This window comes from Actinocrinis sp. (assembly GCF_035650855.1).
Lineage (GTDB): Bacteria > Actinomycetota > Actinomycetes > Streptomycetales > Catenulisporaceae > Actinocrinis.
On record NZ_DASRGV010000207.1, the window covers coordinates 1 to 18,397 of the forward strand.

Annotated in this window: 14 protein-coding genes; 3 read left to right on the plus strand and 11 right to left on the minus strand. The window is 71.3% G+C overall.

The features are described 5' to 3' along the window. A partial coding sequence (locus VFB40_RS14825) for an MBL fold metallo-hydrolase RNA specificity domain-containing protein (RefSeq protein ID WP_324851032.1) occupies nucleotides 1-697 on the plus strand: 697 nt, incomplete at its 5' end. 99 nt (nucleotides 698-796) lie between these two features. On the opposite strand, the gene VFB40_RS14830 is transcribed toward VFB40_RS14825, so the two are convergent. From VFB40_RS14830 to eccD, 9 genes are all read right to left on the minus strand, one after another. Next, on the minus strand, nucleotides 797-1,798 hold the full coding sequence (locus VFB40_RS14830; RefSeq protein WP_324851034.1) for an ADP-ribosylglycohydrolase family protein: 1,002 nt from the start codon (nucleotides 1,796-1,798) through the stop codon (nucleotides 797-799). A gap of 10 nt (nucleotides 1,799-1,808) precedes the next feature. Further along, entirely contained in the window at nucleotides 1,809-2,861 is a 1,053-nt protein-coding gene (locus VFB40_RS14835; protein ID WP_324851036.1) for an ADP-ribosyltransferase domain-containing protein, read from the minus strand. Beyond that, a complete protein-coding gene (locus VFB40_RS14840) occupies nucleotides 2,861-3,667 on the minus strand; it encodes a WXG100-like domain-containing protein (RefSeq protein ID WP_324851038.1) in 807 nt (268 codons plus the stop codon). The genes VFB40_RS14835 and VFB40_RS14840 overlap by 1 nt, the downstream gene beginning before the upstream one ends. Nucleotides 3,668-3,755: 88 nt before the next feature. Continuing rightward, the gene (locus tag VFB40_RS14845; protein ID WP_324851040.1) at nucleotides 3,756-4,223 is read right to left on the minus strand and encodes a hypothetical protein; all 468 of its coding nucleotides are present in this window, start codon (nucleotides 4,221-4,223) and stop codon (nucleotides 3,756-3,758) included. A gap of 23 nt (nucleotides 4,224-4,246) precedes the next feature. Next, nucleotides 4,247-5,008, minus strand: coding sequence for a 4-hydroxy-tetrahydrodipicolinate reductase (dapB, locus tag VFB40_RS14850; protein ID WP_324851042.1), 762 nt, complete (start codon nucleotides 5,006-5,008; stop codon nucleotides 4,247-4,249). An 18-nt stretch (nucleotides 5,009-5,026) separates the two neighbouring features. Then, nucleotides 5,027-6,331: a M16 family metallopeptidase gene (locus tag VFB40_RS14855; RefSeq protein ID WP_349261482.1), complete on the minus strand. Its 1,305-nt coding sequence runs from the start codon at nucleotides 6,329-6,331 to the stop codon at nucleotides 5,027-5,029. A gap of 167 nt (nucleotides 6,332-6,498) precedes the next feature. Then, nucleotides 6,499-8,730 (minus strand): polyribonucleotide nucleotidyltransferase, encoded by a 2,232-nt coding sequence (locus VFB40_RS14860; RefSeq protein WP_324851046.1) that lies wholly within the window; start codon nucleotides 8,728-8,730, stop codon nucleotides 6,499-6,501. 385 nt (nucleotides 8,731-9,115) lie between these two features. Continuing rightward, the gene (gene rpsO, locus VFB40_RS14865) at nucleotides 9,116-9,385 is read right to left on the minus strand and encodes a 30S ribosomal protein S15 (protein ID WP_324841763.1); all 270 of its coding nucleotides are present in this window, start codon (nucleotides 9,383-9,385) and stop codon (nucleotides 9,116-9,118) included. A gap of 139 nt (nucleotides 9,386-9,524) precedes the next feature. Then, nucleotides 9,525-10,958: a type VII secretion integral membrane protein EccD gene (gene eccD, locus VFB40_RS14870; protein WP_324851048.1), complete on the minus strand. Its 1,434-nt coding sequence runs from the start codon at nucleotides 10,956-10,958 to the stop codon at nucleotides 9,525-9,527. Nucleotides 10,959-11,107: 149 nt separating this feature from the next. On the opposite strand from eccD, the gene eccCa reads away from it, so the two are divergent. Beyond that, nucleotides 11,108-15,091, plus strand: coding sequence for a type VII secretion protein EccCa (gene eccCa / locus VFB40_RS14875; protein ID WP_324851050.1), 3,984 nt, complete (start codon nucleotides 11,108-11,110; stop codon nucleotides 15,089-15,091). Nucleotides 15,092-15,218: 127 nt separating this feature from the next. Here eccCa and VFB40_RS14880 read toward each other — a convergent pair whose 3' ends face one another. Continuing rightward, the gene (locus VFB40_RS14880) at nucleotides 15,219-16,268 is read right to left on the minus strand and encodes a helix-turn-helix transcriptional regulator (protein ID WP_324851053.1); all 1,050 of its coding nucleotides are present in this window, start codon (nucleotides 16,266-16,268) and stop codon (nucleotides 15,219-15,221) included. Between the two features lie 139 nt (nucleotides 16,269-16,407). Between VFB40_RS14880 and VFB40_RS14885 the strand changes: the two genes are divergently transcribed. Continuing rightward, a complete protein-coding gene (locus tag VFB40_RS14885) occupies nucleotides 16,408-16,953 on the plus strand; it encodes a hypothetical protein (RefSeq protein ID WP_324851055.1) in 546 nt (181 codons plus the stop codon). A gap of 97 nt (nucleotides 16,954-17,050) precedes the next feature. Here VFB40_RS14885 and VFB40_RS14890 read toward each other — a convergent pair. Continuing rightward, nucleotides 17,051-18,397, minus strand: a 1,347-nt coding sequence (locus VFB40_RS14890) for a S8 family serine peptidase (protein ID WP_324851057.1), incomplete at its 5' end; no start/stop codon positions are given.

An 18,397-nucleotide genomic window follows, 5' to 3' on the forward strand; every position in this document is an offset into this window, starting at 1 on the left:
CGTGGAGGACGACACGGTGATCCTCGCCTCCTCGCTGATCCCGGGCAACGAGACCGCGGTCTACCGAGTGATCAACGGTCTGACGCGCTGGGGCGCGAAGGTCGTGCACAAGGGCAACGCGAAGGTGCACGTCTCGGGGCACGCGTCGGCCGGTGAGCTGCTGTTCTTCTACAACCTGGCCCGGCCGCGCAACGTCATGCCGGTGCACGGTGAGTGGCGGCACCTGCGGGCGAACGGCGAGCTTGCGGTGCTCACCGGAGTCGCGGCGGACCGCGTGGTGATCGCCGAGGACGGCGTCACGGTGGACCTGGTGGACAAGGTCGCGCGGATCACCGGCAAGGTCCCCTGCGGGTACGTGTACGTGGACGGACTGTCGGTCGGCGACGTCACCGAGGCGAGCCTTAAAGACCGGCGCATCCTCGGCGACGAGGGCTTCATCTCGGTGTTCGTGGTCGTCGACGCCGACACGGGCAAGGTCTCCGGCGGCCCCGAGGTCCAGTCCCGCGGCGCCGGTATCGACGACGGCGCCCTGGCGGCGGTCACCCCGCTGATCGAGGAGGCCCTGGCCCAGGCCGCGGCCGACGGCGTCGGCGACGCCTACCAGCTGCAGCAGCTGGTGCGGCGCACGGTCGGCAAGTGGGTCTCGGACACCTTCCGCCGCCGCCCGATGATCATCCCGGTGGTCGTCGAGGTCTGACGACGCGGCGTGCCGGCGTGGCGCGATGTCACGCCCGGCCGCCCGCTCCGATCTCGCGGCCCGGCCGCGTCGTGATGTCGCGGCCGGGCCGGGCGGCGGTCAGCCCTCCGCGGGGAAGCCGCCGCGCTGGTCCACGATCGCGTCGCAGAGCGCGACGAGGTCCGGCTCGCGCAGGCCCGGCCAGCCGTGCACCGCGTCACGCCAGACCGGGTAGATGCTCGAGACGCCCCAGCGTCCGCCGAGCAGCGCCCCGCCGATCGCGGCGACGGTGTCGGTGTCGTCGCCGGCCCGGACCGCCGCGTAGAGCGCGCGGCCGAAGTGGCGGCCCGGGTTGTCCTCCGGAATCGGGATGCCGAGGATCGCGGACCAGGCGGCCTGCAGCGCACGCACGACATAGCCGTTGGGGGCGAAGGCCGCAGGGGGCTGCGTGGCGGCCTCGTCGAGCCAGGCCTTCCAGCGCTGTGCGGCGGCCTCGTCCAGGAGGTCTAGACCGCTCTGTGGGCCGTCCAGCGTGCCGTCGAGGACGGCGACGCGGATCGCCTCGCACCACAGCACGCAGGCCTCGCCCGCGACCGGGTCGTAGTGTGTCAGCCCGCTGACGGCGCGGGCCGCCTCCGCGAGCGCGGCGCGGTCGTTGAGGTAGGCGAGCGCGAGCACTCCGGTGCGCATGAGCGATCCGTTGCCGGCCGACCGGCCCGTGCTCTCATGCGTCTGGCGCGCGGCCTCGCGCATCGCCGCGAGCGGATCGGCGGCACCTCGGGCGGCGGAAAGCACCGCGCGGGTCTGCGCGCCGATGTCGGTGGCGCCGCCGGCCGCCCAGTCCAGGAAGCCCTCGGCCACGGAGCGCAGCGCCTCGTCCGTGCGCAGGTCCGCGCCGCTCGCCGCGACCCGGGCGATCACCACGTGCATCTGGGTGTCGTCGGAGTACTCCCCCGGCTGGTACGGCCCGAGTCCGCCCCCGATCATCTCGGGAAGCGTGTTGGGGCCGAGCGCGGGCCCGAACTCGTACGGCACGCCCAGCGCGTCACCGCAGGCGGCGCCCACCAGCACGCCGCGCGCCCGGTCGCGCCGCAGCTGCGGGGAGATCAGGTAGTCCGTCACGCCGCGCCCCTCATCCCACGTCCGACATCTTGATCACCCAGTGGCCCGGGCTGACCTCGATCTTACTTTCCACCTGGAACCGCGATCCGGGCGGGAAGAGCACCTCGGACTCATGCGGATAGTGCGACAGAGAGCTGACATCGCGCCCGGTGGTGGACTGCACGACGTACTGCACGTTGCCGGGGAAGGGCTCGCCGGTGCTGAGGAAGTGCGGCTCGGTGACGACCTGCCCGGGTTCGTACTTGGACAGCACGTCGTTCACATTCCCGGACGGGATCTGCATGCCGCGGTAGTACTCGCCGGTCGTCGGCGGCAGCTGGTTCAGCCCGGACGTCGTCGCCCGGATGTGCGCGTCGTACTGCGCGAGCGCCGCCGGATCGCCGCTGCGCAGCGCGGAGTTCATCTGGCTGTAGAACTCGTCGCCGGTGTACCCGCGCACGGCCACCAGGTCCTCGGTCGGGATGCCGGCCAGCGAGGGGTCGCGCGCCTTGAGGTCCTGCACGAACTGCTCGTCGTCGGCGTATCCGTGGTACGCGGCGGCGAAGTTCTGGCGATCGTCGGCGCTGGAGCGGAAGGCCGGGTTCCCGGAGTAGTCACCCGAGCTTCCAGCCGAGGAGCCGATCGTCGGCGCGGCGGCGGGACCACTGGCGGGCGCCGATGCGGGGACGTCGTCTTCGGGCGCGCTCGAACCGCCGCGCGCGATGGTCGGCGTGGTGGAATCGCCGTCCATGCTCTGGTGCACGTTGCGGTACGCGCTCGCGGCCGCGTCATCGACGCCGCGGTAGTTCTCCGCGTGCGTGTGCAGATTCCGGCCCGCCGTGCCCACGACGCGACCGGCCTCGTCGAACACGGTGCCGACGGTCTCGACCCCGGCACCGGTGCCCTCCTCCACCGCCTTGCCGACGCCCGACTCGCCGTCCGAGCGCGCGGCGGCCAGCACCTTCTGTCCGGTGGCCTTGAGCCGTTCGCCGAGCGGCTGGAGCACCTGCGCGAACTGTTCGAGGGCTGACGCGCCGCGGTGCAGCGACTCAGGGTCTACGTTGATCGGCTCCTCGCCCGACATCACGACCCCGCCAGAATCGAGCGCATCCTGGCCAGCTGCCCCTGCTGCTCGCCCGCCTGCGTCGCCTGCTCGGTTTCGCCGGGAAGGCCGGTGCCGTTCGCCAGCGAGACCAGGGATCCGCCGGGATCGGAGAGCGCCGAGGCGGCCTGGGAGCCGAGCGTGGAAAGGCCCTGCGAGCCGCCGCGCGTGGCGGCCGCCTCGAGGGCGGAGAAGTCCAGGCCGTGGCCGATGCCGAGCGCGTCGCCGAGCAGCTGCTGCGCCATCTCGCCGCCAGCCGACTTGAGCGCGCTGAAGATGGGGCCTTCGACGGCCTGGGTCAGCTGCGCGAGTATCTGCTGGACCGCCTCGTCGAGCAGCCGCTTGACCAGGGTCTTGCAGATCGCGATCGCGCCGGCCGCCTCGGCCTCGCTCAGGCCCAGGGTCTCCACCGCGGCCGCCTGGTCGGCGATCAGCTGCGCGGCGAGGATGCCGAGCTGCACGATCGCCTCGGTTTTCAGGGCGATGATGACGCCGTATACGACCTCGAGGACGTCGGCGAAGATCTTCAGGCCCTCGGCCAGGTCCTTGAGGTGGCCGTCCGAGAGCTTCTGCCACAGCGCCTCGAACAGCTTGAGCGACTGGGAGGAGCTGATGCTCAACATCTGCTCGATCTCGGCCTTGGCGTCGCCGTGCCCGGATTCGAGCTCCTGGGCTATCTGCTTGAGCTCGTCGGCCGCCTCTTTGAGGTCGTCCTCGTTGATGTTGGGCCAGGACACCCCGATGATGTCGAGCACCCAGACCAGTTCCTGCGGCAGTACGACTCCCACGTGCGCTCTCCCGTCCCCCGCCCGTTGCCGCGCGACGGGGCGACGATAGCAGTGCTCTGACCGGCGGCGAAAGGCCCGGTCGGGATGCTTACGCGGAGGCGGAGCGGTGCAGGCGGATGGCGTGGCGCATCGCGGCGCGGGCGCGGGCGTTGTCCTTCGCCGCCGAGTAGGCGACCGCGAGGCGGTACCAGGCACGCCAGTCTTGCTCGTCCGCCTCGGTCTCGGCCTTGCGGCGCGCGAAGAGCCGGTCCGCGGCCGCGCGGTCGACCCGGCCGCCCGGCGACCTGGGCAGCGCGTCGACCTCCTCCTGCCGCAGCCCGCCCTCGTCGTCGAGCTGTCTGGCCAGGCGCTCGGTGGCGAAGCCGAAGCGGATCTCGCGCACCAGGAACCAGCCGCCGAAGAAGCCGAAGACGAGCACCGCCGCGCCGAGCAGTCCGGGAGCCGCGCCGCCGCCGGTGAACCCGTCGTAGAGCGCGAGAGCCCCCTCCCAGCTGCACAGTCCCAGGTAGAAGACGAGGACCGCGCTGAGGATGAAGGCGGCGGTGCGGGCGCGCACTGGGGTTCCGTTCCGCTTCCCGGCTAGCCCTGCTGATCGAGGTAGTGCTCGAGTCCGACGGTCAGCCCGGGGTGCTGGGCGACCCGCCGGACGCCGAGGACCACGCCGGGCATGAACGAGATCCGGTCCAGCGAGTCGTGCCGGAGCGTCAGGGTCTCGCCCTGCGCGCCGAGCAGCACTTCCTGATGGGCGATCAGGCCGCGCAGGCGCACCGAGTGGACCGGCACCCCTTGCACGGTGCCGCCGCGGTGGTGGTCCGCGTCGTGGGCCGTGGCGTCGGGGAACGGCTTGCTGTTCGCCTTCGCGCGCGCGTCGGCGATCAGCTCGGCGGTGCGCTGCGCGGTGCCGCTCGGCGCGTCGGCCTTGTCGGGGTGGTGCAGCTCGATGATCTCGACCGACTCGAACAGCGGGGCCGCCTGCGCCGCGAACTTCATCATCAGCACCGCGCCGAGGGAGAAGTTGGGCGCGATGAGCACGCCCGTGGACGGGTGCTCGGCGAGCCAGGACTGCACCCGCGCCGTGCGGTCGGGGGTGAAGCCGCTGGTGCCGACGACCGCGTGGATGCCGTTCTTGACGCAGAACTCGAGGTTGCCGAGCACCACGTCCGGGTTGGTGAAGTCCACCGCCACGATCGCCCCCGCCTCGACCGCGGCCTTCGGGTCGTCGTCCACGTCGATGCGCGCGACGACCTGCATGCCGTCGGCCTGCTCGACCGCGTCGCAGACCTGGCGGCCCATCCGGCCGTTGGCGCCGAAGACGGCAACGTTGATCATGGTGGTGTCCATTCGCTGCGGGTGTGGCGGTCAGGCGATGAAGGACGAGGGGTCCTTGTACGGCCCGATCACGGCGAGCGCCGGCTGCGCGGTGAGCAGATCGGTCGCGACGGCGCGCACGTCGTCGAGCGTGACGCCGGAGATCAGTTCGAGCACCGTGTCGACCGACAGGTGCTCGCCGTAGACCAGCTCGCCCTTTCCGATCCGGCTCATCCGCGAGCCGGTGTCCTCGAGGCCGAGCACCATGCCGCCGCGCAGCTGGCCGATGCCCAGCGCCAGCTCCTGCTCGGTGATGCCCGAGGCGACGAGACTCGCGATCTCGGCCCGGCACAGCGCGATCACCTCGCGCAGCTTCTTCGGCTGGCAGCCCGCGTATACGCCGAACGCGCCGGCGTCAGCGTATTGCGAGGCGTAGCTGTACACCGAGTACGCCAGGCCGCGCTTCTCGCGCACCTCCTGGAAGAGGCGCGAGGACATGCCGCCGCCGAGCACCGCCGCGAGCACACCGAGCGCCCAGCGCCGGTCGTCGGTGCGGTGCACCCCGGGCATCCCGAGCACCACGTGCGCCTGCTCGGTCTTGCGGTTGACCAGCCGCGTCGCTTTGCCGGAGGGGGCCGTCGCGGCGAGGCTGCGCGGGCCGAGCGGCGCGAGGGCCGAGTCGAGCACGAGGTGGGAGTCCCCGGCGGACCGCAGGAAGCCCTCGTATACGAGTTCGACGACGCGGTCGTGGTCGAGGTTGCCCGCCGCCGCGACGACCAGGTTGGGCCCGGTGTAGTAGCGGCGGTAGTGCGCGGCGATCTGGTCGCGGGTGATCGTCTTGACCGACTGCGCCGTGCCCGCGATCGGCCGGCCCAGCGGGCTGTCGCCGAACAGGGCGAGGGCGAACTCGTCGTGCACCATGTCGCCCGGGTCGTCGTCGGTCATGGCGATCTCCTCGAGGATCACGCCGCGCTCAGACTCCACGTCCTCGGGCAGGATCAGCGCGGCCGCGACGACGTCGGTGATGACGTCGGCGGCCAGCGGCAGATCCGCGTCCAGGACGCGGGCGTAGTAGCAGGTGTACTCCTTCGTGGTGAAGGCGTTGATCTCCCCGCCGACCGCCTCGACCGAGGCGGAGATGTCCAGGGCCGAGCGCCGCGCGGTGCCCTTGAACAGCAGGTGCTCCAGGTAGTGGCTGGCCCCGGCGGACTCGGCGTCCTCGTCGCGCGAGCCGACGCCGACCCAAACGCCGAGGGTGACCGAGCGCACCGACGGCATCGCCTCGGTGATGACCCGGATGCCGCCGGGCAGCACGGTCCGGCGGATGTCGCCGGAGCCCGCGGCGCCCGGGAACAGCGACTGCGTGGGAAAGCCGTGCTCGGACGCGGTCTCGGCGGTGCCGGGGAGCGCGTGCTCCCCGGCGTCCGAGTAGGGCGCTGTCCCGGCCGCGGGGGCCGGGATCGGCGACTGAGTCAGATCGACCACCTGTATCAAGGATCTGCCTACGTAGGAGCGGTGAGCGGTCAGGCCTGCTCGGCCGGGGCCTCTTCGGCGGGCGCCGCGGGCTGCTCGGCGTCCGGGAGCACCGGCACCAGGGACAGCTTGCCGCGCTGGTCGATCTCGGCGATCTCGACCTGGAGCTTGTCGCCGACCTTGACCACGTCCTCGACGTTCTCGATCCGCTTGCCGCCGGCGATCTTGCGCAGCTGCGAGATGTGCAGCAGGCCGTCCTTGCCGGGCATCAGCGAGACGAACGCGCCGAAGGTGGTGGTCTTCACCACGGTGCCGAGGTACCGCTCGCCGACCTCGGGCATCGTCGGGTTGGCGATCTGGTTGATCGTCTGGCGGGCCGCCTCTGCGGACGGTCCGTCGGCCGCGCCGATGTAGATCGTGCCGTCGTCCTCGATGGTGATGTCGGCGCCGGTGTCCTCCTGGATCTGGTTGATCATCTTGCCCTTCGGGCCGATGACCTCGCCGATCTTGTCCACCGGGATCTTCACCGTGATGATGCGCGGCGCGTACACCGACATCTCGTCCGGCGAGTCGATCGCCTCGAGCATGACGTCCAGGATGTGCAGCCGGGCGTCGTGCGCCTGGCGCAGCGCCTGGGCGAGCACCGATGCGGGGATGCCGTCGAGCTTGGTGTCCAGCTGAAGGGCCGTCACGAAGTCCTTGGTGCCGGCGACCTTGAAGTCCATGTCGCCGTACGCGTCCTCGGCGCCGAGGATGTCGGTGAGCGCCACGTACTCGGTCTTGCCGTCGATCTCCGCGGAGACCAGGCCCATCGCGATGCCCGCGACCGGAGCCTTGAGCGGCACGCCCGCGTTCAGCAGCGACATGGTGCTGGCGCAGACCGAGCCCATCGAGGTGGAGCCGTTGGAGCCGAGGGCCTCGGAGACCTGCCGGATCGCGTACGGGAACTCCTCGCGGCTGGGCAGCACCGGCACCAGCGCCCGCTCGGCCAGCGCACCGTGGCCGATCTCGCGCCGCTTGGGCGAGCCGACCCGGCCGGTCTCACCGGTGGAGTAGGGCGGGAAGTTGTAGTTGTGCATGTAGCGCTTGCGCGTCTCCGGCGCCAGCGTGTCCAGCTGCTGCTCCATGCGCAGCATGTTGAGCGTGGTGATGCCCAGGATCTGGGTCTCGCCGCGCTCGAACAGCGCCGAGCCGTGCACCCGCGGGACGACCTCGACCTCGGCGGCCAGCGCCCGGATGTCGGTGACGCCGCGGCCGTCGATGCGCACGCGGTCACGGATGATCCGCTCGCGCACCAGCTTCTTGGTCAGCGCGCGGAAGGCCCCGGGGATCTCCTTCTCCCGGCCCTCGAACTGGCCGGCCAGCTTCTCGATCGCGACGGCCTTGACCCGGTCCTGCTCGGCCTCGCGCTCCTGCTTGCCCGCGATGGTCAGCGCGGCGGCCAGGTCGGCGGAGACCGCCTCGCTGACGGCGTCGAAGACGTCCTGCTGGTAGTCGAGGTACTTCGGGAACTCGGCGGTCGGCTTGGCGGCCTGGCGGGCCAGCTCGGCCTGCGCCTGGCACAGCACCTTGATGAACGGCTTCGCGGCCTCGAGCCCCTCGGCGACGATCTCCTCGGTGGGCGCCTGCGCGCCGTCCGCGACCAGCTGGATCGTGGTGGTGGTGGCCTCGGCCTCGACCATCATGATCGCCACGTCGCCGTCCTCGAGGACGCGACCGGCCACGACCATGTCGAAGACGGCGTTCTCCAGCTCGGGATGGGTCGGGAAGGCGACCCACTGGCCCTCGATCAGGGCGACGCGCACGCCGCCGATCGGGCCGGAGAACGGCAGGCCGGCCAGCTGCGTCGAGGCGGAGGCCGCGTTGATCGCGACGACGTCGTAGAGGTGCTCGGGGTTGAGCGCCATCACGGTCGCCACGATCTGGATCTCGTTGCGCAGACCCTTGGCGAAGGACGGGCGAAGCGGCCGGTCGATCAGCCGGCAGGTCAGAATGGCGTCCTCGGAGGGACGGCCCTCGCGGCGGAAGAAGGAGCCGGGGATCCGGCCCGCCGCGTACATCCGCTCCTCGACGTCCACGGTGAGCGGGAAGAAGTCGAGCTGGTCCTTCGGGTGCTTCGAGTAGGTGGTGGCGGACAGCACCATGGTCTCGCCGTCCAGATAAGCCACCGCGGAGCCGGCCGCCTGCCGGGCGAGCCGCCCGGTCTCGAAGCGCACGGTGCGGCTTCCGAAGCGGCCGTTGTCGATGACCGCCTCGGTGGTGTAACTGCTGGGACCCTCCACGGGGTGCCCTCCTTGTCGTGTCCTGACGGAACGCGACGTCACCGAAGCGGCGACCTGATCCTGGACACCGGTCTCCGATCGAAGCCGGCGGGCGGGGCGCGCACGCGCGTCACCTCCGACGGCCACTACCGAAGATCGGTACCGGTCTCACCTACGGCGATGAACGCCGCGTTCCTTCAACTCTCGGTCCGGCCGTCCCGGCGCGGACCCCTTCTCACTATCTAGCTATCCAACGTCACGCTAACCCATGCGGCCCAGGCTTGGGGCGGCGAAACACCAGAACGGGGTGTCGCACCGGCCTCGCGCGCCTGGCCAGGCGCCTGATCGCGATACGCCAAGGGAGCGGCGCCCGACTGAAACGGGCACCGCTCCCGAGGTACTGCCGCTATCGGCGCAGACCGAGACGCTCGATCAGCGCGCGGTAGCGCTCGATGTCCTTGGCGGCCAGGTACTTGAGCAGCCGGCGGCGCTTACCCACCAGCTGGTACATGCCGCGGCGGGAGTGGTGGTCGTGCTTGTGCGCCTTCAGGTGCTCGGTCAGGTCGTTGATCCGCTTGGTCAGCAGCGCGACCTGGACCTCCGGGGAGCCGGTGTCGCCTTCGGCGGTGCCGTACTCGGCGAGGATCTGCTTCTTGGTGGCGACGTCGAGTGCCATGGGTCTCCATCACGGTCGAGCACCCGGGCGCACTCGGTCTTACTCACGAGCACAAACGAACCCGGCGGTGCTTAGCTGCGGCTTCGGGTGCGCAGCGTCAAGTAAGTCTATCTGACGCGAGGAGCGCTTTCGGCCACGCTCAGTGGTGTCCGACCGACTGGACCGTGCTGTAGATGTTGAGCACGCCGAGCAGCACCGGGATGACCGAGGCGAGCAGCAGTCCGTCGAGCAGGTCGATGCTGCGCGCCCAGCGCGGGGACAGCGAGCGGTTCGGCAGCGCGAAGGCGACCGCGACCAGGATCAGGCCGCCCGCGAGGACCGCGCCGAAGAACCAGGTCTGGCGGGCGAGCGTGGAGACGTGGACGGCCGCGCCGACCAGCAGCACCACGACCGTGCCGACCCCGCCCCACACCAGCGTGTTGACCTGCGAGGAGCGGCGGAACAGCCGGGCCCGGGAGAGCAGCGCGAGGCCGAGCACGCTGGCCATCCCCTGAGCCCAGGCGCCGCCGCTGCGGCCGTCGCTGGCGAAGGAGAGGACGAACGCGCTCAGCACGACGGTCACGGCGCAGGCCGCGGCCAGTCCGGTCAGCAGCTCGTGGCTGCGACGGGCCCGGCGGTCGATCGAGGCGGTGTCCACCGGGTCGTCGTTGCCGGCCGGCAGCGCGGCCTTCTGCGCGGTGCTGCTCACCTGCGGCGCGCCGTCCACGAGCTGCGGCATCGGGAAGCGCACGGCGCGCAGCGCGAGGCCGGGCAGGAACCCGATCGCGGCGATGGCCACGGTCCCGGCCCCGGCGGCCAGCTTGGCCGGGTCGGCCCCGCTCGCCAGGCCGACCGCGCCGGCGACCGCGCCCGCCGCGGCCGCGATGGCCGCCGCGAGGTACGCCTCGTCGTGCTCCTCCTGCAGGATCGCGCCGACGACCGAGACCACCAGGACCGCGGAGCAGCCGACGATGAAGTGCGAGCGGCCGAGCCCGGCGCCCGCGTTGATCGGCAGCGCGCCGATGCCGGCGAGGAAGGCGTACGGCACCGCGCAGGCGCCGAGGACCGCGCCGCCGACGTGGTCGCCGTAAACCCGCGAACGCAGACCCCCGAACACGGTGAGCAGCAAGGCCATGACACCGGCCATGAAGGCGGGCATGCCGTGCGGGTCGTTCGAGGTCCACAGCACCCACGCGCCGAGCGCGAGCAGGGTGGCGCCGCCGGTCAGGCCGATCCGGCGGTAGTGCGTCGCGCCCCACATCCGGCGGTCCTCGGCGACGGTCTGCGCGATGGCGTCGACCACGTCGTCGAAGACCGGCGGCGGCAGCGTGTCGGTGGCCGGGCGCAGGTAGAGCAGGTCGCCGTTGCGCACCCCCTGCGCGGCGAAGGACATGCCGGTGTCGAGCTCGGAGCCGTCGAGCCTGGCGAGTACGAACCCTGCGTGCGCGCCCTCGCTCTGCCACTGGTCGGCCATCCGCAGCACGTCCGGCAGCAGCTCGGCCAGCGGGACATCCTCCGGCAAAGCCACATCGACCCGGACATTCGGCGCGACCACCGTAATTCGGCAGAAGCCTGTCATAACCCCGCTGCTCATCGCGGCCCCTCCTCGTTCCCCGCTCGCCATCGGCCTGTTGGCGCGGCAGGCATCCTACCTACTGGCCGCACGCGGCCGGTAGCATCGGGCGGAAGACCGGTTTCACGGGACATGACACGGGTCTGATCCACACACGGGAGGGCTGCGGGTTGAGTACGGTCATTGTGAAGCGGCCACCACGGGTGCATCCCCCGCAGGTGCCCGCGGGAGAGGTGTTCCTCGAACCGCCGCCGGAACTGGCACGCACCGCGAAGGACGGCGGCGCGCTGATGCAGGCGCTGCCGATGCTGGCCAGCGTCGGCTCCGTGGCCTTCTTCTTCATGCCGGGAACCAATGTCCTGATGAAGCTGATGGGCGGCATGACCCTGATGTCGTCGCTCGGCTTCGTGGTCATGTCCTTGGTCAAGGGCAAGGGCGGCGGCAAGGGGAAGACCGCCGACGCGCGCCGCGACTATCTGCGTTACCTGAGTCAGGTGCGCGCGCAGGTGCGCAAGACCCAGCAGCAGCAGTACACCGCGCAGATGTGGTCGCACCCGAGCCCCGCGCACCTGTGGGCGATCGTGACCAGCGGGCAGCGGCTGTGGGAGCGGCGGCCGACCGACGCGGACTTCGTGCAGGTGCGGCTCGGCTCGGGCGCGCAGCGGCTCTCCACGCCGCTGGTGGCCCCGGAGACCGCGCCGGTGGACGAGCTCGAGCCGGTCTGCGCGGACGCGCTGCGGCGCTTCATCACCGTGCAGGGCACGCTTGACGGCCTGCCGCTCGCGGTCTCGTTCCGCTCGTTCTGGCACGTGCTGATCGGCCCGAGCGGCGACGGCACCGCGGACGACGCGCGCGCCGAGGCCCGGGCGATCCTCTCCCAGCTGGCCACCTTCCACGCCCCGGACGAGGTGCGCATCTGCGTCGTGGCGGCGGAGAACCGGCGCCAGCACTGGGAGTGGGTCAAGTGGCTGCCGCACGCGCAGCACCCGAAGGACACCGACGCGGCCGGCTCGGTGCGCCTCATCTTCTCCGACGCCTCAGAGCTCGAAGAAGCCCTGGGCTCCGACCTGTCCGACCGGCCGCGCTACTCGCGCGACAGCCCGCCGCTCTATGAGCAGCCGCACATCGTGGTGGTGGTGGACGGCGCGCGGGCCAGCGGAGAATCCATGCTCTTGCACGGCGACGGCCTGATGGGCGTCACCATCGTCGAGATCGACACCGAGGGCCACGCGGCGGCGGTGCGCGGCGGCGTGCAGCTGGGCATCGACGGCGGCAAGCTGAACCTGGCCACCTCCACCGGCGCCACCTTCACCGGCAACAGCGACCGGCTGTCCATCCCGCAGGCCGAGGCGCTGGCCAGGCAGCTGTCCCCGCTGCGGGTCGGCGGCGGCGCGGACGGCGACGAGCCGCTGCTCTCCTCGCTGGACTTCACCGACCTGATGGGCATCGGCGACCCGGGGTCCTTCGACACCCGGCGCGGCTGGAAGCGGCTCTCGCCGCAGGACCGGCTGCGGGTGCCGATCGGGATCGGCGAGAACGGCGAGCCGGTGATCCTGGACATCAAGGAAGCCGCGATGGGCGGCATGGGCCCGCACGGCCTGTGCATCGGCGCCACCGGTTCCGGCAAGTCCGAGGTTCTCAGGACCCTGGTGCTCGCGCTCGCGGTCACCCACTCCTCGGAGAACCTCAACTTCGTGCTCTCCGACTTCAAGGGCGGCGCCACCTTCGCGGGCATGGCAGAGATGCCGCACACCGCGGCGGTCATCACCAACCTGGCGGACGACCTGACGATGGTGGACCGCATGCGCGACGCCATCGTCGGCGAGATGAACCGGCGCCAGGAGATGCTGCGCGACGGCGGGAACTTCAAGAACATCCACGACTACGAGAAGGCGCGGGCGGCCGGCGCGGCGCTGACGCCGATGCCGAACCTGGTGATCGTGCTCGACGAGTTCTCCGAGATGCTCACCGCCAAGCCGGAGTTCCTCGACCTGTTCATCCAGATCGGCCGCATCGGCCGATCCCTCGGCGTGCACCTGCTGCTGGCGTCGCAGCGCCTTGAGGAAGGCAAGCTGCGCGGCCTGGACACCTACCTGTCCTACCGGTTGGGCCTGAAGACCTTCTCGGCGGCCGAGTCGCGCGTCGTGCTCGGCGTCCCGGACGCGTTCACGCTGCCTTCGATCCCTGGTTCGGGATATCTCAAGACCGTGGGTCAGGAGGGCGGAAACCCGGCCGGCACCCGGTTCAAGGCCGCGTACGTGTCAGGGCCCTACCGTCCGCAGACCCGGACCACGGTGGCCCGCAAGCTGGACCACCGGCGCCCGACGCTGTTCACCTCGAACTTCCAGGCTCCGCCGCGGGTGGACGAGCCGGTCGTCGCCGCTCCGGTCAAGGAGGAGGACGACGCGCTGGTCGACACCGTGCTGGACGTGCTGGTGCGGCAGATGGAAGGGCAGGGCCTGCCGGCCCACCAGGTGTGGCTGCCGCCGCTGGCCGAGCCGCCGACGCTGGACCAGCTGATGCCGGGCCTGCAGCCGACGCCGCAGCGCGGCCTGACCGCGACGGAGTACTCGGGCGCGGGCCGGCTGCTGGTGCCGATCGGCATCGCGGACAAGCCGATCGAGCAGAAGCGCGAGCTCTACCAGATCGACCTGTCCTCCGCGGCCGGCCACGCGGTGGTGATCGGCGGTCCGCGCACCGGCAAGTCCACCATGGTGCGCACGATCCTGATGGGCCTCGCGCTCGGACACACCCCGCAGGAGGTGCAGTTCTTCGCGCTGGACTTCGGCGGCGGATCGCTGATGGGACTGGCCGGGCTGCCGCACACCTCCGGGATCGGCGGCCGCCTCGACGTCGACGTGGTGCGCCGCGTCATCAGCGAGGTCGTCTCGATCCTGGACAAGCGCGAGGAGTCCTTCCGCCGCCACGGCATCGACTCGATCGGCACCTTCCGGGCCCGCCGGGCCCGCGGCGAACTGCCCGACGAGCCCTTCGGCGACGTGTTCCTCGTGGTCGACGGCTGGGCTACCCTGCGCGCCGACTTCGAGACCCTGGAGCAGGACATCCTGGAGATCGCGCAGCGCGGCCTCGGCTTCGGCGTGCACGTGATCATCACCGCGGCGCGCTGGCCGGAGATCCGCCCGCAGCTCAAGGACGCCATCAACACCCGCATCGAGCTGCGCCTTGGCGACCCGATGGAGTCCGACATCGACCGCAAGGTCGCCGTCAACGTGCCCACCGGCACCCCGGGACGCGGCCTGACCAAGGGCAAGCTGCACTTCCTCGGCGCGCTGCCGCGCATCGACGGGGTCGAAGACCCCACCGATCTGGCCGACGGCGTGGCAAAGGCGGTGCACGCGATCGCGGACGCCTGGCAGGGTCCTGCGGCGCCGAAGCTGCGGATGCTGCCGCTGATGGTGCCCTACACGGAGCTGCCCGCCCCGGCCGCCCGCCCCAACCAGGTGGTGCCGCTCGGCGTGGACGAGACCAAGCTGGAACCGGTGTACCTGGACTTCAACGCCGATCCGCACTTCCTGCTGTTCGGCGAGGGCGAGTCCGGCAAGACCAGCGTGCTGCGGACCCTGGTTCAGGGCATCACCGAGGCCTACACCCCGCAGCAGGCCCGCATCCTGGCGGTGGACTATCGCAGGTCTCTGCTCGGCGCGATCCCCGAATCACACCAGCTCGCCTACTGCGCGGCCGCTCCGGCGGTGCAGAGCGTGCTGGCGGAGGTCAAGCCGTTCCTGGACAAGCGCCAGCCGGGCCCGGACGTGACCGCGGAGCAGCTGCGTACCCGGTCCTGGTGGACCGGCCCGGAGATCTTCGTGATCGTGGACGACTACGACCTGGTGGCCACCCCCGGCGGCAACCCGCTCGGGCCGCTCGGCGAGTACCTGCCGATGGCCCGCGACCTCGGGTTCCACCTGATCATCGCGCGGGCCTCCGGCGGCGCCGGTCGCGCACTGTTCGAGCCGCTGATCCAGCGGATGCGCGAGACCCGCCAGCCAGGCCTGGTGCTCTCCGGCGAACGCGACGAGGGCCAGCTGATCGGGCAGGTGCGGCCGAGTCAGCAGCCCCCCGGCCGCGGCACCCTGGTCTCCCGCAAGCACGGCACGATCCTGGTGCAGACCGCGCACATCCCGCCGGTGGTGTGAGGCTGGCCGAGCGCTCTACCGCAGCTCTCTGCGGTAGAGCGCTCGACAATCGGCTAGTGCGGTGACCGCGAACGTTCGCCGGGTTCGGTGGCGCGCCTGGCTACCGCGTCATGCACAGATAGGCCGATTAGCAGGAGAGAGTAGCGACCAACTCGTCGCGGCCGTTCACCCGGATCTTGCGATAGATGGCCTTGAGATGGTCGTTGGTCGTGTGCTGCGACAGGTCGAGGGTGTGGGAGATCTGTTTGCTGGAGCGGCCGTCCAGGACCTGGTCGATCACCGTGCGTTCCCGGGGCGTGAGGCCGTACCACGCGGCGACCGCGGGCAGCAGTTGGCCGGTACCGGCCGCCTGGATGGTGACGGCCACCTCGCCGCGTCGCTCGCCGGTCAGCCGTTGGGCCGCCAGCGCGGCGAAGCCGTGGCCGGTCGGGATGCGGCTGAGCACGGGCTCGCTCTGGCGGCGGGCGGCGGCCGCGACGTTCCAGAGCGTCAGCGAGAGATCCTCGTCCGTGTCGAGGATCAGGTTGGGAAAGCACATCCGGAGCCATTCGCGCCCGGTCGGGGTCGCGGAGGCGAGGCCGTCGTTCTCGTCGATGACGAGCACGCCGGGCGGCATCGCGGTGCGCATGGGATGCGGCCTGGCGCGGCCGACGTAACCGCGCAGCGAGGCGGCCAGCGGCGCCGCGACCTGCCGCGCGTTGTCGATGTCGGCCGGGGTGAACGGCGGGCGGCGACGCTCGCGCAGCAGGATCAGCGTGCCCCAGTGTGCGGCGCGATCGACCAGGTCGAGCCGCATCTCGCTGCCCCAGCCGTCGCCGGCCATGCTGTCGAGCAGCGGCACGATGCCCGGCGGCGCGGTGGCCGTCGTGTCCAGCACCGCGACAGTTGGGCGGCTCGTGGGCCGGTCGGCGGGTCGCCGGGGCGGGTAAGGCTGCTGATCGAGCAGCCCGGCCGCCTTGATGCGGCGGAAGTGGGCGCAGCTGTAGCCCTGGTGCTCGACCAGGAAGCAGCCGACGCCGGTGACCGGATCCTTGCCGGAAAGCATGTACCCGTCGTGGGGCACGAGCCGGTGCAGTTGGCGGGCCAGCTCGCCGCCGAGGTCGGCCAGGCTGTCGGCGCGTGCGGCAGCCTGCCGCGCGGCGTGGGCGAGCAGCAGCGGCGCGGGCGCGGGGGACACCGCAGGAGTATCGCAACCGGCTCCCCCTAGGTCTAGGGATATGCGCCCGCGTATCCGGGGGTGGACAGTGAAACCCGGCCGGGCAGTCATTGCCCTGCCGTTCGCTATCAGTAGCAGAAGCAGAGGATGAGGAGTACTCGTGCGTCGATTCCTGGTGGTTGCCCTGTCCGTTTCCGCCCTACTCGCAGGTGGCACGGTGTCCGCCGCCGCGAGCAGCGCCGAGGCGGGGTCCGCGCCGTCTGCCGCGTCACACGACGGCTGGGTGCCCGAGGCGATCCCGCCGTCATACGACGCGCCCGCCGGGCTGCTGTGTGACTTCCCCGTGCACTGGGACGTGACGGTGAACCAGGTGCGCACGAAGGTCGTCGAGACCTACCCGGACGGCAAGCCCAAGCGGCAGCTGGCTACCGGTGCGCTGTTCCTCAACGTCAGCAACGCCGCCACCGGCGCGAGCGCCCTCGTGGACGCCAGTGGCAGCGCTGTGATCGAGTACGGTACTGACGGCTCAATGGTCTGGCACGTGGTCGGGCCGGTCATCGCGCGCCTGCCCGCGGGCTCCAGCAACCTGCCGCGCGGCCTCTACACCATCGACGGCGTCTACCGGATCGAGTTCAGCGCGACCGGATTCAAGACCGTCACGCTCGTGCACGGCACTGTCCACAACCTCTGCGACGACCTCGGTTAGGGCGTTGACCGCTTAGCTTCGCCGGTCTGGTGGGCCCCGAACCTTCGAACCTCGACCGGCGCGTCACCGAACCCGGCGAACGTTCACGGTCACCGCACTAGAGCGTCATCCGGCGGCGGCGCGCGTCGCGCGCGATGAGCGTGCCGGCCAGCGTGACGATCACGATCAGAATCGCCGAGCCGAGCGCGATGTAAGCACCCCGGTGCTGGTCGACCACGGTCTGCGCCGGGGCCGGGTTCACGATCGGGAGCATCGGGATGCCGTGGCTCACCGGCTTGGCCTGAGCCGGCCCGTCGGCGTTGGGACCGGCGCCGTAGAGGCGGGTCAGCTTGGCCGGATCGGCGCTCAGCGCGGCGATCGCGGAAACCTCGCCCCAGCCCTGGGACTGGTTCCACGAGCCGTTGCCGCTCGCGGTCGACTCCAGCACGTGCATGAGGGTCTGGACCGACCAGTCAGGGTGCTTGGAGATCAGCAGCGCCGCGATCGCGGAGACGTAGGGCGCGGCGAAGCTGGTGCCGTCGTCGTGGTGGATCTTCCCGTCCGGGAACAGGCCGCCGACGTCGACGCCCGGCGCGGTGACCCCGAGGTAGGGCCCTGTCTCGGAGAAGGCCGCGACGCCGCCGTCCTGCGTCGCCGCGCCGACCGTGAGCAGATATGGCACGTACGCGGCCGGGTAGGTGGTCGGGTTGACTCCGTAGTCGGCGTTGGTGTTCTGGTCGGTGGCGTCCTTGTTGCCGTAGTTTCCGGCCGCGGCGACGATCAGGACGTTGTGGCGGTAGGCGTTGACGATCGAGGCCTTGAGGACGTCGTCGGGGATGTAACCGGCCTGCGATATGTTGATCACCCGCGCGTGCGCCGCGACCGCCGCGTCGATCGCGCTCGCCATGGTGCGCTCGTCGTTGCCGCCCTGAATGTTGCAGCCGGCCTCCCGGTAAATCAGGAGACTGACGCCCGGCGCGAGGCCGACCATGCCGTTGCCGCCGGGCTTCGGCTGCGCGGCGATGATGGAGGCGACGAAGGTGCCGTGGCCGTCGACGTCCGCCTTGTACACGCCGCCGCTCTTGCTGAAGTCCTGTCCCCCGACGATCGCCGGGGTCAGCTGGCTGTTGCCGCCCGCGATGCCGGTGTCGATGATCGCGACCTTGACTCCGGCGCCGGTGCCGTACTGGGCTGAGGACTGCGTGTTCGCGTACGAAATCTCCCACGGCGTCGCGGTCTGATCGCCGAACGCCGGGCTGTCGTTCTTGGTGCAGGTGCCGGTGTCCGCCGGCGTGGTGCCCGCGGACGCGGTCAGCGTGGAGCCGGAATGCGGCGGCGCCGCGGCCGGCACGAACCCGCACACACCCATCGTCAGCAGCGCCGAGGCTCCCGCCGCGCACGCCCGCGTCCCGGCCCGCCGCCGGTGTCCGTTCCGTCCGGTCATCACGCCACCCGCCGTCCCTGG